This is a genomic window from Streptomyces sp. NPDC000134, from assembly GCF_042899225.1.
GTDB lineage: Bacteria > Actinomycetota > Actinomycetes > Streptomycetales > Streptomycetaceae > Streptomyces.
On the sequence record NZ_JBIAZN010000016.1, the window covers coordinates 122,022 to 136,328 of the forward strand.

10 protein-coding genes are annotated in these 14,307 nt (G+C 72.5%); 2 read left to right on the forward strand and 8 right to left on the reverse strand.

Translation table 11 applies throughout. From position 1 onward, the window contains the following. Positions 1-282 precede the first annotated feature (282 nt). From ACFY32_RS23920 to ACFY32_RS23930, 3 genes are all read right to left on the reverse strand, one after another. Positions 283-1,203, reverse strand: coding sequence for an ADP-ribosylglycohydrolase family protein (locus ACFY32_RS23920; RefSeq protein WP_390675196.1), 921 nt, complete (start codon positions 1,201-1,203; stop codon positions 283-285). A 12-nt stretch (positions 1,204-1,215) separates the two neighbouring features. Next, the gene (locus ACFY32_RS23925; protein WP_359200076.1) at positions 1,216-1,875 is read right to left on the reverse strand and encodes a histidine phosphatase family protein; all 660 of its coding nucleotides are present in this window, start codon (positions 1,873-1,875) and stop codon (positions 1,216-1,218) included. Positions 1,876-1,992: 117 nt separating this feature from the next. Next, on the reverse strand, positions 1,993-2,598 hold the full coding sequence (locus ACFY32_RS23930) for a YdbC family protein (protein WP_359200074.1): 606 nt from the start codon (positions 2,596-2,598) through the stop codon (positions 1,993-1,995). Positions 2,599-2,751: 153 nt separating this feature from the next. Between ACFY32_RS23930 and ACFY32_RS23935 the strand changes: the two genes are divergently transcribed. Continuing rightward, positions 2,752-3,285: a TerD family protein gene (locus ACFY32_RS23935; RefSeq protein WP_359200072.1), complete on the forward strand. Its 534-nt coding sequence runs from the start codon at positions 2,752-2,754 to the stop codon at positions 3,283-3,285. A 63-nt stretch (positions 3,286-3,348) separates the two neighbouring features. On the opposite strand, the gene ACFY32_RS23940 is transcribed toward ACFY32_RS23935, so the two are convergent. Together ACFY32_RS23940 and nrdR are read right to left on the reverse strand one after the other, a co-directional pair. After that, positions 3,349-6,249: a vitamin B12-dependent ribonucleotide reductase gene (locus ACFY32_RS23940; protein WP_390675197.1), complete on the reverse strand. Its 2,901-nt coding sequence runs from the start codon at positions 6,247-6,249 to the stop codon at positions 3,349-3,351. A gap of 162 nt (positions 6,250-6,411) precedes the next feature. Continuing rightward, entirely contained in the window at positions 6,412-6,963 is a 552-nt protein-coding gene (gene nrdR, locus ACFY32_RS23945; RefSeq protein WP_390675198.1) for a transcriptional regulator NrdR, read from the reverse strand. A gap of 720 nt (positions 6,964-7,683) precedes the next feature. Here nrdR and lexA point away from each other — a divergent pair. Beyond that, positions 7,684-8,463: a transcriptional repressor LexA gene (lexA, locus tag ACFY32_RS23950; protein WP_359204918.1), complete on the forward strand. Its 780-nt coding sequence runs from the start codon at positions 7,684-7,686 to the stop codon at positions 8,461-8,463. A 308-nt stretch (positions 8,464-8,771) separates the two neighbouring features. Here the strand turns inward: lexA and ACFY32_RS23955 are convergent, their stop codons facing one another. The 3 genes from ACFY32_RS23955 to ACFY32_RS23965 all read right to left on the reverse strand — a co-directional run bounded on the left by ACFY32_RS23955 (position 8,772) and on the right by ACFY32_RS23965 (position 13,845). Beyond that, entirely contained in the window at positions 8,772-10,748 is a 1,977-nt protein-coding gene (locus tag ACFY32_RS23955) for an ATP-dependent DNA helicase (RefSeq protein WP_359203101.1), read from the reverse strand. 177 nt (positions 10,749-10,925) lie between these two features. Beyond that, positions 10,926-11,771, reverse strand: coding sequence for a GNAT family N-acetyltransferase (locus ACFY32_RS23960; protein ID WP_390675199.1), 846 nt, complete (start codon positions 11,769-11,771; stop codon positions 10,926-10,928). A 67-nt stretch (positions 11,772-11,838) separates the two neighbouring features. Further along, positions 11,839-13,845 carry an IucA/IucC family protein gene (locus ACFY32_RS23965; RefSeq protein ID WP_390675200.1) on the reverse strand — a complete coding sequence of 669 codons (2,007 nt, stop codon included), beginning with the start codon at positions 13,843-13,845 and terminating at the stop codon, positions 11,839-11,841. Between the last annotated feature and the right edge of the window lie 462 nt (positions 13,846-14,307).

Sequence of the window (14,307 nt, forward strand, 5' to 3'; positions counted from 1 at the left end):
GCCCTTCCCCGGCCAGCCCGCGGCGCGTGGGCCGGACAGGCGGCCGCTCGGCCACCCGAGCGGCCCCACGCCCGGTGGGCAGGCCGGCAGGCCGACGAGCACCAGCAGAACTCCCATGACCGCCCCCCTCGCGACGCCAGGCTCCCGGATGTGCGGTCCCGCGCGACCCGTCCGAGGCCGGCCGCCTGCCGCAGCCCGGTCAGGCCCTCCTCGGAGGTCGGCCCGCGGTGTTCCGACAACGAGCGCGCTGTCACGCGGAGTTCCCGACGGGTACGGAGCGTCTCAGGCGGTGGCCGCGCTCCGCGGTGCCAGCCAGTCCGGCAGCGCTTCCGTCCGCGTCACCCATTCGGCGGGCGGCGCCCCCGCCCTCTCGGACGAGATCACACCGCCCGCGATGGCGCAGGTGGTGTCCACGTCCCCGCCGACCAGGGCGGTCGTCCAGAAGCCCCGCTCGTAGTCGCCGAGGCACCGCGCGGCCGACCAGAGGGCGAAGGGAACCGTGTCATGCGCGGTCGTACGCCGTCCGCAGCCCAGGACCGCCGCCACCGTGTCGGCGTCGGCGTAGTCGAGCATGTCCCGGGCGCGCCGCAGCCCGGCGCCGACCGCGCTCTTCGCGGGCACCAGCGCGATCACCCCGTCGAGGAGCGCCTCGGCACCCGGCGGGCCGCCGGGAGCGGCGACCAGCGCTGCGGCCGCGGCGACGGCCATGGCGCCGACCACGGCCTCCCGGTGCTGGTGCGTGGGGTAGGCGGAGATCTCGGCCTGGTGGGTGGCCTGCTCGGGGTCGTCCGCGTACCAGGCGCCCAGCGGGGCGATCCGCATCGCGGCGCCGTTGCCCCAGGACCCCTGGCCGTTGAAGAGGGCGGCGGAGAGTTCCCGCCAGTCACCGCCCTCGCGGACCAGCCGCAGCAGCCGGCCGACGGCGGGGCCGTACCCCCGGTCGAAGTCGTGGTGCTCGGCGAAGGAGCGGGCCAGGGCGTCCTGGTCGACGCGCTGGTGGGCGGCGAGGACGGCCACCACGGAGCAGGCCATCTCGGTGTCGTCGGTCCACTGCCAGGGGCCGGGGGGGACCTCGCGGCGCTTGAGCAGCGGGTAGTGCGCGGGCACGAAGAACTGCGAGCCCAGCGCGTCCCCGACGCGGAGTCCGCGCAGGCTGGCCAGGGCGCGCTCCAGGCGCCCGTCGGGAGAGGAATGAGCGGTCATCGCCCTGCCACCTTAACCAGTGATCCCGTAGGGTTCGGGGTCTCGCCAGCGGTCGAACGGGCGGTCCAGGGAGTACTTGCCGTCCTCCCCGAGAACGAGCATCCGCATCTCGCCGTTCCCCGGATTGGACAGCGACTCGAATTCCGCGACCGTCCAGTGGAACCACCGCATGCAGAACAGCCGCATGGCCAGCCCGTGGGTGACCAGGAGGACGTTCGGCGGGTGGTCGGGGGCCTCGAAGCTGCGGAAGAGGCTCTCCAGGAAGCCGCCCACCCGGTCGTACACGTCGGCGCCGGACTCGCCCTGGGCGAAACGGTAGAAGAAGTGACCATAGGCGTCCCGGTACGCCTTCTGGAGGCGCACGTCGTCGCGGTCCTGCCAGTTGCCCCAGTCCTGCTCACGCAGCCGCGGCTCCTCGCGCACCCGTATCAGTCCGGGGTCGAGGTGGAAGGCGCGCAGCGTCTCGTGGGTGCGCCGGTACGGGGAGACGTACACGCTGACGGGTTCGCGGCCGAACAGCTCGCGCAGCCTCCTGCCCGTCTCCTCCGCCTGCTTCCGGCCCTGCTCGGTCAGGGCCAGCGCGTGGTCGGGTTCCCGCTCGTACACGGAGTCGTCGATGTTGCCCGTGGACTCGCCGTGCCGGACGAGGACGATGCGCCGTGGTCGTGCCATGTCAGAACCCTAGATCGAGTCGGGGGCGATCGAGCACTCGTACGGGCCCCATACGGCGTAGGTCACACGGTTCCCGCCGGGCGGTCGCCGCGGGCATACGGCGGGAGCGTCCGGATGTCAAACGGTCCAGGACGGTTCCAGCTCCACGATGTCCCCCGTGAGGGCCGCTATGTCGGCCTCGGTCTGGGCGCGCAGGGCCAGTCGTTCGATGCGTTCGGTGCGGTACTTGCCGTGCTCGGCGGCCGACCGCCACATCGACAGCACCAGGAACTCGTTTCCCGGTGCCTCGCCGAACAGGCCGCGGAGCATCCCGGGCGAGCCGGCCATCGCGGGGTTCCAGACCTTCTCCTGCATCAGGACGAAGTGCTCGGCGCGCTCCTGGTGGACGCGGCAGAGTGCCACCCTCAGCAGATCGGCGTCCGTGAAACGCGGTTCGAAGCCGGTCTTCACGTCGAACTTGTAGTCGAACAGCCGGGCCTGGGCGTTCTTGAAGGTGCCGGACTGGGCGGCGGCGAGCCGGTCGTGGGAGCGGGCCATGAAGGAGTCGTAGAACGCGCGGCTCTCCCAGAACGCGAAGACGTGCGCCACGTCCGGCCGCATCCGGCTCCAGCCCCCGCCCTGTCCGCGAAATCCCGGCTCCCCCGGAAGCCCCGCCCACTTCCGCTGCCCCCGTTCGAACCCCCGACGGTCCACCACGGTGCAGCGAATCCACTTGACCAGCACCGCGCCATCGTAAGGCCGGCGCGTGGCGCCGGTCGCTCCCGTGCGGTCCGCTGCCCGCGTCCGGGTCCGGGCGCGTGGCAGGATGGACAACCGGCCGTCACCGTTCGGCAGTTGGGGTGGACGGACAGGACGGGGACCGGGAAGGGGAAGCGAGTGAACGCCGTCAGCAAGGGAATCCGCAAGGCCGAGGTCGCACTGAGGTGGGACCCGAGCCCGGCGGGCGAGCCGCCCGCCGACCTGGACCTGGTCGCCGCGACCTACCTGTCGGACGATCCGTACGGCGATCCCGCCTATGTGGTGCACTTCGACAGCCGCTCCCCCGACGGCACCGTCTATCTCAACCGGGACAGCAAGGACGGCAAGGGCTTCGGTTTCGACGAGGTCATGACGCTGGAACTCGACCGGCTGGACCCCCGGTACGCACGCGTGGTGGTCGGTGTGGTCATCCAGCAGCGCTCGGGAGACCGGACCTTCGCGGACGTGACCCGGCCGGGACTGCGTATCCGCGAGGGCTACACGGATCTGGCCGTGACCGACTTCGGCGAGGTGCCGGGCGCCACGGCGGCGATCGTCGCGGAGTTCGCGCGGGACGAGACCGGGGTGTGGGAGTTCCGCCCCGGCGTCCACGGCCACGAGGGCGATCCCACGACGTTCACCAGCACCATGGGCTCGGTCCGCCGGGCCTGAACCCGCGCATGGGTGAGGGGCGCCGGCCATGGCCGGCGCCCCTCACCCACGGGGTGCTACCCGTCAGCTACAACCGCTGGTCGAGCCGCAGCCCTCGCAGATGTAGCAGGAGCCGGCGCGCTGCATCTTCGTACCGCAGGAGAAGCACAGCGGGGCGTCGGCCTGGATGCCCAACTGCATCTCCACCAGCTCGGCGCTGGTGTGCGCCTCCTTGGGAGCGGGCTTGGCCACCTCGGCCTCGGCCTTCGGCGTGGCGACCGCCTTCAGTTCCTGGGCGCGCGGCGCCGACTGGGCGAGGCCCTCGACGTCGACCTCGTCGTCGGACGGCTCGTACGAACCGGTCTCCAGGTGACGCTGGCGCTCCTCGGCGGAGTGGATGCCGAGCGCGGAGCGCGTCTCGAAGGGCAGGAAGTCCAGCGCCAGGCGGCGGAAGATGTAGTCGACGATCGACTGCGCCATCCGCACGTCCGGGTCGTCGGTCATGCCGGCCGGCTCGAAGCGCATGTTGGTGAACTTCGAGACGTACGTCTCCAGCGGCACGCCGTACTGGAGGCCGACGGAGACCGCGATGGAGAAGGCGTCCATCATGCCCGCGAGGGTCGAGCCCTGCTTGGACATCTTCAGGAAGACCTCGCCGAGACCGTCGTCCGGGTAGGAGTTGGCGGTCATGTAGCCCTCGGCGCCACCGACGGTGAAGGAGGTGGTGATGCCGGGGCGTCCCTTCGGGAGGCGCTTGCGGACCGGGCGGTACTCGACGACCTTCTCGACCTTGGCCTCGACGGCGGCGGGCGCCTCGGCCTTCCCGTCCTTGGACTCCTCCTTGGAGTCCTTCGTCTTGGCGGAGAGCGGCTGGCCGACCTTGCAGTTGTCGCGGTAGATGGCGAGCGCCTTGACGCCGAGCTTCCACGCCTCGAAGTAGATCTCCTCGACCTCCTCGACGGTCGCCGTCTCCGGCATGTTGACCGTCTTGGAGATGGCGCCGGAGATCCACGGCTGGATCGCCGCCATCATGCGGACGTGGCCCATCGGGGAGATGGCCCGCTCGCCCATGGCGCAGTCGAACACCTCGTAGTGCTCGTGCGCGAGACCGGGGGCGTCGATCACATTGCCGTTCTCGGCGATGTGGGCGACGATCGCCTCGATCTGCTCCTCCTGGTAGCCCAGGCGGCGCAGGGCCTGCGGGACGGTGCCGTTGACGATCTGCATCGAGCCGCCGCCGACCAGCTTCTTGAACTTGACCAGCGCGAGGTCGGGCTCGACACCGGTGGTGTCGCAGGACATCGCCAGACCGATGGTGCCGGTCGGGGCGAGGACGGACGCCTGGGAGTTGCGGAAGCCGTTCTTCTCGCCGAGGTGCAGCACGTCCTGCCATGCCTCGGTGGCCGCGGCCCACACCGGGGTGTCGAGGTCGTCCATGCGGACGGCCGTGCCGTTGGCGTCGGCGTGCTGCTTCATGACGCGCTTGTGGGCGTCGGCGTTGCGGGCGTAGCCGTCGTACGGGCCGACGACCGCGGCCAGTTCGGCGGAGCGGCGGTAGGCCGTACCGGTCATCAGGGAGGTGATGGCACCGGCGAGGGAGCGGCCGCCGTCGGAGTCGTAGGCGTGGCCGGTGGCCATCAGCAGGGCGCCGAGGTTGGCGTAGCCGATGCCGAGCTGACGGAAGGCGCGGGTGTTCTCACCGATCTTCTCGGTGGGGAAGTCCGCGAAGCAGATCGAGATGTCCATCGCGGTGATGACCAGCTCGACGACCTTCTGGAAGCGGTCGGCCTCGAAGGACTGGTTGCCCTTGCTGTCGTCCTTCAGGAACTTCATCAGGTTCAGCGAGGCCAGGTTGCAGGACGTGTTGTCCAGGTGCATGTACTCGCTGCACGGGTTGGAGCCGTTGATCCGGCCGGACTCCGGGCAGGTGTGCCAGTGGTTGATGGTGTCGTCGTACTGGATGCCCGGGTCGGCGCAGGCCCAGGCGGCCTCGGCCATCTTGCGGAAGAGGGACTTGGCGTCGACCTCCTCGATGACCTCGCCGGTCATCCGGGCGCGCAGGCCGAACTTGCCGCCCTGCTGCACCGCGGTCATGAACTCGTCGTTCACCCGGACCGAGTTGTTGGCGTTCTGGTACTGGACGGACGTGATGTCGTCGCCGCCCAGGTCCATGTCGAAGCCCGCGTCGCGCAGGGCGCGGATCTTCTCCTCTTCCTTGACCTTGGTCTCGATGAAGTCCTCGACGTCCGGGTGGTCGACGTCCAGGATGACCATCTTGGCGGCACGGCGGGTGGCGCCACCGGACTTGATGGTTCCGGCGGAGGCGTCGGCGCCCCGCATGAAGGAGACCGGGCCGGAGGCGTTGCCGCCGGAGGACAGCAGCTCCTTGGAGGAGCGGATGCGGGAGAGGTTCAGGCCGGCGCCGGAGCCGCCCTTGAAGATCATGCCCTCTTCCTTGTACCAGTCGAGGATCGACTCCATGGAGTCGTCGACGGACAGGATGAAGCAGGCGGAGACCTGCTGCGGCTGGGGCGTGCCCACGTTGAACCAGACGGGGCTGTTGAAGCTGAAGATCTGGTGCAGGAGGGCGTACGCCAGCTCGTGCTCGAAGATCTCGGCGTCGGCGGGCGAGGCGAAGTAGCTGTAGTCCTCGCCCGCCTTCCGGTACGTCTTCACGATGCGGTCGATCAACTGCCGGAGGCTGGTCTCGCGCTGCGGGGTGCCGACGGCCCCGCGGAAGTACTTGCTGGTGACGATGTTGACCGCGTTCACCGACCAGAAGCCGGGGAACTCGACGCCGCGCTGCTCGAAGTTGACCGAGCCGTCGCGCCAGTTGGTCATGACGACGTCACGACGCTCCCAGGTCACCTCGTCGTAGGGGTGGACCCCGGGAGTGGTGTGGATGCGTTCGACCCGGAGGCCCTTGCTCGCCTTCGTGCCCTTGGCGCGGGAACTCCGTGCCGGACCGCTCGCCGTCTCTGTCATGCCGCCTCCCTGTACGGGCGAAAACGCCCTGAAGTGCCACGTTGTTCCCATGGCACGGTGTTCTGTCTGGTGTCGCGGGCACCTCGCGCGCCGCCCGCGACAGGTCTTCTCCTCGCCGCCGCCCGGCCGGGACCGGTTCCTGCGTCCGGTCCGGCCCGTCGGTCAGTCGGCGGCACCCGCGGGCTCGGGGACCTGTGGCGTCCCTCCCGGCCCGCGGTCGTCTTCCCGACTCCCCGCGCCGGCCGCGTCGCCGTCGCCGCCGGGTGGTCCCGTCACTGCCCTGAGCTCCGCGATGGCGGCCTCGAAGTCCTCGAGCGAATCGAACGCCCGGTAGACCGAGGCGAACCGCAGATAGGCCACCAGGTCCAGTTCCTGCAGCGGACCGAGTATGGCCAGCCCCACGTCGTGGGTGGTCAGCTCGGCGCTTCCGGTGGCCCGCACCGCCTCCTCGACCCGCTGGCCGAGCTGGGCGAGTGCGTCCTCCGTGACGGGCCGGCCCTGACACGCCTTGCGCACGCCGTTGATGATCTTGGTGCGGCTGAACGGTTCGGTGACCCCGGACCGCTTGATCACCATCAGCGAGCAGGTCTCCACGGTCGTGAACCGACGGGAGCAGTCAGGGCACTGGCGGCGCCTGCGGATCGACGTACCGTCGTCGGTCGTACGGCTGTCGACGACACGGCTGTCGGGGTGCCTGCAGAAGGGGCAGTGCATGGAACTCCCAACCCTCCTCACAGCAGACTCAATGACCTCGGCAGGCCACTCGGGCCCCTCGAAGCAGCCCCAAGCATAGGCGATGGCCACGGGCCCCAGGACCCGGGTCACCACAACTTGTGGGCCGCTGATCCAATCCAACCACTAGATGTGGGGACCGGCCCACACATCCGCGCCGTCACGCGTGTCGCGCCCGTCACGCCCGCACCGCCCGGCCCGTTCGCCGCGGCGAACTGCGGCAGGCCCGTCCGGGACCGCCGTCCGGGCCGCCCGCGGCCCGGCGCCGGACGCCCGCCGGGGAGTCGGGAAGGCGCCCGCGGCGGCTCCCGCGCGTGCCCGCACGCGGGTGTTCCACGGGGTGCGGCAGGCGTGTACATCCGCGAATCGGCACGGCACACGCGCGTGCGGCACCGCGCCGCGCGGCACATACGGGGATACCGTGGGCGCCGCGAGGAGGGGTCGTGGGACTCCCGCACAGATGGGGGCCGGTCCCCGCCGGACGGGACACCGGATGGCAGACTGGGGCAACAACCCACGAGGTGGCCACCCCGGCGGTGAAGGGTAGCAACAGGCCCTTTTGCCCGTCGGTCGCGGTAGCCATACACCTGGAGACATGATCCCGGCAGGCATTTCGCGGTTTTTCACTCGAACGTGTGTTTGGCGCAACCTTTCGAAAGCATCTACCGTTGTGCAGCAGGGAGACCATCGAGAGGGGCCGACGTGACCACCACCGCAGACAGTGCCAGCATCACTGCCCAGGACCGCTCCCCGGGCCGACTTGAGCCGGTGCACGCGATGAACGAAGCCACGAACCCTGAGGGGCCCAAGCGCTCCCTGCCAGGACGACCTCCAGGCATCCGGGCGGACAGTTCCGGACTCACCGATCGCCAGCGCAGGGTGATCGAAGTGATCAGGGACTCCGTCCAGCGCCGGGGCTACCCGCCGTCGATGCGGGAGATCGGCCAGGCCGTGGGTCTCTCCAGCACCTCCTCCGTCGCCCACCAGCTCATGGCGCTGGAGCGCAAGGGCTTCCTGCGCCGCGACCCGCACCGCCCGCGCGCCTACGAGGTGCGCGGCTCCGACCAGGCCGCCTCCGTGCAGCCCACGGACACCGCGGGCAAGCCCGCCGCGTCGTACGTGCCGCTCGTCGGACGGATCGCGGCCGGTGGCCCGATCCTCGCCGAGGAGTCCGTCGAGGACGTGTTCCCCCTGCCCCGGCAGCTCGTCGGCGACGGCGAGCTGTTCGTCCTCAAGGTGGTCGGTGACTCGATGATCGAGGCCGCCATCTGTGACGGTGACTGGGTGACGGTCCGCCGCCAGCCAGTCGCCGAGAACGGCGACATCGTGGCCGCGATGCTCGACGGAGAGGCCACCGTGAAGCGCTTCAAGCGCGAGGACGGCCACGTCTGGCTGCTCCCGCACAACGCGGCGTACGAGCCGATCCCCGGCGACGACGCGACGATCCTCGGCAAGGTGGTGGCCGTACTGCGCCGCGTCTGAGCGGCACGGCGGGCGGCCCTCCGGGGACGCCTGCCGCCCTGACCGGGCCCCGGGACCTCTGCGCCGGTTCCGGGGTCCTGTGCTGTCCGCCGGGCCCGGTGCGGGCGGCTTCCGGACCGGCGGGGGGGGCCGCGCGGCGGCCCCCCCGGGCCCCCCCCCGGGCCCCCCCCCCCCCCCGCCCGGGCCGGGCGGCGGGGGGGGGGCCGCCCCGGCCCCCCCGGGGGGGGGGGGGGGGGGGGCGGGGGGGGGGGGGGGGGGGGGGGGGGGGGGGGGGGGGGGGGGCGCCGCCCCCCCCCCCCCCCCGCCGGTCACCCGGCCTCCGCCTGCCGGGCCGTCGCGTCGATGGCGGCCAGCGACTTCCGCACCTGGTTGCGGTCCGTGGTGTACCAGAAGTCCGGCAGCGAAGCCTTGAGATAGCTCCCGTAGCGGGCCGTGGCCAGCCGCGGGTCCAGCACGGCGACGACTCCCCGGTCACCGGACGCCCGGACGAGACGGCCCGCGCCCTGGGCCATGAGCAGCGCGGCATGGGTGGCGGCGACCGCCATGAAACCGTTGCCGCCGGCCTCCTCCACCGCCTTCTGCCGGGCGCTCATCAGGGGGTCGTCGGGACGCGGGAACGGAATCTTGTCCATGACGACGAGCTGGCAGCTCGGGCCCGGGACGTCCACGCCCTGCCACAGCGACAGGGTGCCGAACAGGCAGGTCTCCGGGTCGGCGGCGAAGTTCTTGATCAGCTCGCCGAGGGTCTCCTCGCCCTGGAGGAGGATCGGATACTCGGGGATGCGGGAGCGCAGGTCCTCGGCGGCCATCTGGGCCGCCCGCATCGACGAGAACAGGCCCAGGGTGCGCCCGCCGGCCGCCTGGATCAGCTCGGTCAGCTCATCGAGCATGTCGGCGCGGTCGCCGTCCCGCGCGGGGCGCGCCAGATGCTTGGCGACGTACAGGATGCCCTGTCTGCGGTAGTCGAACGGCGAACCGACGTCGATGCCCTTCCACTGCGGGACGTCGTCCCCCTGGGTGCCTTCCGGGGCGAGCCCCAGGGAAGCGCCCACGCCGTTGAAGTCGCCGCCCAGTTTCAGGGTGGCCGAGGTCAGGATGACCGAGCGGTCGGAGAAGAGCTTCTCCCGCAGCAGACCGGAGACGGACATGGGAGCCACCCGCAAGGAGGCTCCGAAGCGGTCGTGCCGCTCGTACCAGACGACGTCCCACTCGGAGCCGTTCACGATGCGCTCGGCCACGTCGTGCACGTTCTCCACGGAGGCCAGCGCCTGCTTGCGGACCGCGTCCTCGTCCTGCACGGACTTGTCGCGGGTGGCGCCGATCGCGGAGATCACCGTGCGGCAGGCGTCGCGCAGGGCCATCAGCGCGTACCCGAGGTCCTCCGGGATCTCCTCCAGACGGCCGGGCAGCGCCAGCTCCATCAGCCGCTCGAAGCCCTCGGAGGCGGTCTGGAGCTGGTCGGCGGCCTTCTCGTTGACGAGCTTCGCGGACCGGCGCACCGCGCGGTTGACCTGGCCGGGAGTGAGTTCGCCGGTGGCGACGCCGGTGACCCGGGAGACCAGTTCGTGCGCCTCGTCGACGATGAGCACCTCGTGCTGCGGGAGGACCGGGGCGCCCTCGATGGCGTCGATGGCGAGCAGCGCGTGGTTGGTGACGACGACCTCGGAGAGCTTGGCGCGCTCGCGGGCCGTCTCGGCGAAGCACTCGGCGCCGTACGCGCACTTCGAGGCGCCCAGGCACTCCCGCGAGGACACCGACACCTGCGACCAGGCCCGGTCGGAGACGCCGGGCGTGAGGTCGTCGCGGTCACCGGTCTCGGTCTCGTCCGCCCAGTCGCGCATGCGCAGCAGGTCCTGGCCCAGCCTGCTGGTGGGGGCGGCGGCCTCGAACTGGTCGAAGAGGCCCTCTTCCTCGTCCTGCGGAACGCCCTCGTGCAGACGGTGCAGACACAGGTAGTTCGATCTGCCCTTGAGCATCGCGAACTCCGGGCGGCGGCGCAGCAGCGGGTGCAGGGCGTCCACCGTGCGCGGCAGGTCCCGCTCGACGAGCTGGCGCTGGAGGGCCAGGGTGGCGGTCGCCACGACGACCCGCTCCCCCTGGGCGAGCGCGGGCACGAGGTAGCCGAGCGACTTGCCGGTGCCGGTGCCGGCCTGGACCAGCAGATGGGAGCCGTCGTCGATCGCCTCCGCGACGGCTTCGGCCATGGCCACCTGGCCGGGGCGCTCCGCACCGCCGACAGCGGCGACGGCGGCATGCAGGAGTTCGGGGAGTGAGGGCTTCGTCATAGCGCGACCACCCTACGGCCCCGCACCGACAATCGTGCGATCACCGGGGAGGCGGGGAACCGGACCGACGGCGGACGCGGGACCGCAGGACGCGGAGAGGCGGGCGGCGGGGCCAATGCGGGCGCTCCTTGGCAGGGGGCGGGGAGGGGCCGGGGCAGGCAGGGGTGAGGCGTCGCGCTACCGCGGACGGCGCGGGTGGCGGTCGCGGACCATGAGGGCGGCGCGCTTGGCCGGCAGGTCGACCTCGGCGCGGCACCGGAAGCCGGCGCTGCGGAAGGCGGCGACGGAGGCGGTGTTGCGGACGTCGGGTTCGGCGAGGACGCGTGCGCAGGTGGGCCGCTGGTCCAGTACGAGGTCGGCGACGGCCCTGATCAGGGTGGCGCCCAGTCCGCGCCCGCGGTCGGCGGCAGCGCCGATGAGCAGGTGGATGCCCGTGTCGTGGGGCCGGGTGGGGCAGTGCCGGGCCAGTGCGTCGAGGTCGGCGCGGTAGACCTCCCAGTAGCTCATGGGCGTGCCGTCCAGTACGCCGACGCAGGGAACGCTGCGTCCGTCGCCGGTGAGCTGCGCCCGGAGGTGGTCCTCGGTGACGCCCGGCGGTCCGGTCAGTTCCCAGAAGGCGGCGACGGCCGGGTCGTTCATCCAGCGGCTGATCAGCGGCAGGTCCCGTTCGACGCGGACCGGGACGAGGTGGAACACGCCCGCGGGGGTGACGGTCGGTCCCCAGTCGGCCACCCGGTCCAGCAGGTCGTCGCCGCGATCCGGTGATCCGCCGCACGCGGTCGCCGGGTCCGGCAGGTGCGCGAGGAACCCGTCGGGCAGACGCAGGTCCAGGGTGTCCTCGCCGTCCGGGCCGCCGGGGCTCCGGTCGGTACGGGGGCTGGTGCCGGCGCCGGGGCTCAGGTCGGTACCGGGGCTGGTGCCGGCGCCGGGGCTCCGGCTGGCAGGGGCGCCTGGGTCGGCGCCGGGGCTCAGGTCGGCGGGCCGGGCGTGGGCGGCGTGGGCACCGGCGTCGGTGGGGGGCACGGCATCACTCCTGTCGGGGAGGGCGGGGCGGGCGGTGGCGGGGGCGGCGAGGGCTTCGGGGGTCCGGTCAGTGGTGGAGGGGGTTGGAGATGGTGACGTAGACGGACTGGGTGTCGACGGGTCCGGCGAGTTCGTCGAGGCCGTGCAGCCGGGTCAGCAGGTTGGCCTTGCAGCGCAGGACGGGTGTGTCGAGGAGCCGGGCGGGCAGGGTGCCGCCGAGCCGGCGCGGTCCGGCGGCGGCCTCGTACAGGAAGCGGCGGAAGGCGGCGAGCAGCAGCCCTTCGTCGGCGAGGCGCTGGGAGCCGAAGGCGCCCACGAGGCCGAGCACGTTGTTGACGGCGAGGTAGTAGGCGAACCGCTCGTCGGTCACCTCGTCGGAGACGAACGTGTCGCTCCGCCCGCCGATGCCGGGCAGCCGGGCGTCGAGGTCCGCCCGCCGGGACTCGCGGAAGTAGTAGCCCTGGTTGTCGCGGTACCGGCCGCCCACCGGCCAGCCCTCGGCGTCCAGGAGGAGCAGCGTGTTCTGCTGATGCGCCTCCAGGGCGATCCCCGCTTCCCCGTCCAGCCACAGGATCGGGCGTACGACCTGTTCGAGGTAGCGCAGGAACCACTCGGCGGAGACGGTGGAGCGCGGGCTGCCGGTCGCGGCGGCGAGGCGCGTGATGATCCCGGACAGCCGGGACGCCTGAGCGGGGGCGTGCGCTGCGGGGCCGTCGGCGGGGTCCCCGGCGGCCGTGCCGGGCCGGGGTGCGACCAGCGCGGCGACGCAGCAGACGTCGTCGGAAGGGCTGAAGGGGTTGTGCCGGATGACCACGTCCAGGCCGCGTACGGGGCTGCCGTCCGGTCCGTCGACCGCGAGCCAGGCCGGGTCGCGGACGATGTCGAACCCCGGGTGCGCGGCCCGCCACTGCCGGGACAGGCCCTTGCGCAGCAGGCGGTGGACCTCGACGCCTCGGTGCAGTTCCTTGCGGAGGTTCTCCCGGCGGGAGTTGGTGATGTGCAGGCCGAGGGAGAGCTTGAGCATGACGGGAGCGCCGGTGCGGTGAACGGTGCGCACGGAGGAGGTGGGGTACCAGGGGGCGCCAAGGGTACCGAGGTCACGCAGCAGACCGGTGTCCAGCAGGTGCGTGATCTCCGGCCGGAGGAGGAGCTGGCGGAGCTGCCACGGGTGCAGCGGCAGGGCCGCGTGGTCCTCCGGGAGGGCCGGTCCCGGGTCCGGAGCGAGGCGGGCGGTGAGCCGGGGCGCGGGGACGGGGCGACCGCGCTCGGTCCAGGCGGAGTCGGTGGCGAGCACGGAAGGGGAGACGGCCAGCCAGTGGAGGGGGAAGGAGCCGCGCAGTTCCGGTGAGTAGACCTGTGCTTCCGGCTCGGAGAGACCTTCCCGGCTCTTCGGGGTCGGGTGCAGGGGATGGCCGAGGAGGAGGGCCTGCTCGGCGGTAAGGAAGCGGTCGGACGGGGCGGACGGAACAGACGGGACGGACGGGTCTGACGGGTCGGACGGGTCGGCGGGATGGCCGAGGCGGTCGCGGACGTCGGACGCGTCGGCCGGATGCTCGCGCCGGTCCCGGATGAAGCCGGCCGTCCGGCGGACGGAGTCGGCGACGCGTGCGACGAGGTCGGCGGCGTCACCCGCCGTGCCACCCGCCGCCTCCCGGGCGAGCAGCGCGGCGACGGTCACCGCGTCGGCCGGCCGGGCCGGCTCGGGGACACCGTCCAGGTACGGCTGTCCGAAGCGGTGCCAGCCGGTCGGCGACCAGTACCGGACGGGGGCGGTCAGGGCCGTGCCGCTCGCGGGCAGCGGGATGCGGAGCACGCCGTCGGCCGGGGCGGGGGCGTCGGTCTCGCGGGTCCAGCAGCGCAGCAGGTTCTCCACGGCCGCGGCCTGCGCGGCGACCTCGGGGTCCGGATGCGTGAGGAGGTCGGCGGAAGGGGCTTCGCCGGGTTGCGCGGGGACGTGGACCGGCCGCGACCGCAGGGGTACGGACCCGGGTGCCGGGGGCGGCGCTGCGGGGGCGGGGGCGGAACCGGGCGCCTGTCCGGGTGTGTGGTCGTCGGATACGAGGGAGGAGGTCACGGCGAGTCCTTGGGGCGAGCTGGGTTCATGGGGTCGAGGGCGTCGAGCGGGCGTCGGGTCAGGATTCGGGGGGGGCGAGCGGGGGGTCGAGCCTGGATTCGTGAGGGCGAGCCTGAATTCGTGGGGTCGAGCCTGAATTCGTGGGGTCGGGCGGTCCGGGTTCCGTAGGGCGAGCGGCGGGAGCGTGGCGTGGTCTTCCGGCGGCGCGGTGGCGAAGGGCCGAAACGACCGCGAGCCACCGCCCGGACCGCGTCGGTCAGCCGGTCGAGGACGGCGGCCCCGCCCGTCCCCCCGTGACGGCGCGGGGCGGCGCCGGCTCCGACCGGAGGGGACCGCGCCCGCGCGGCGGACCGTCCCCCACCGCTACAACCCGCGACCGTTCACCGGGTTACGGGTCGCCCCGTCGACGCGGCCCTCCGGTGAGCGCTACCGGCGTCGGCGTTTCGGCGGCTGACCTGGTCG

Excerpts from the sequence above, each read along its gene's own strand:
- nrdR (WP_390675198.1), bottom strand. The coding sequence starts at position 6,963 with ATGCACTGCCCCTTCTGCAGGCACCCCGACAGCCGTGTCGTCGACAGC.
- ACFY32_RS23940 (WP_390675197.1), bottom strand. The coding sequence starts at position 6,249 with ATGACAGAGACGGCGAGCGGTCCGGCACGGAGTTCCCGCGCCAAGGGC.
- ACFY32_RS23955 (WP_359203101.1), bottom strand. The coding sequence starts at position 10,748 with ATGACGAAGCCCTCACTCCCCGAACTCCTGCATGCCGCCGTCGCCGCT.
- ACFY32_RS23920 (WP_390675196.1), bottom strand. The coding sequence starts at position 1,203 with ATGACCGCTCATTCCTCTCCCGACGGGCGCCTGGAGCGCGCCCTGGCC.
- ACFY32_RS23925 (WP_359200076.1), bottom strand. The coding sequence starts at position 1,875 with ATGGCACGACCACGGCGCATCGTCCTCGTCCGGCACGGCGAGTCCACG.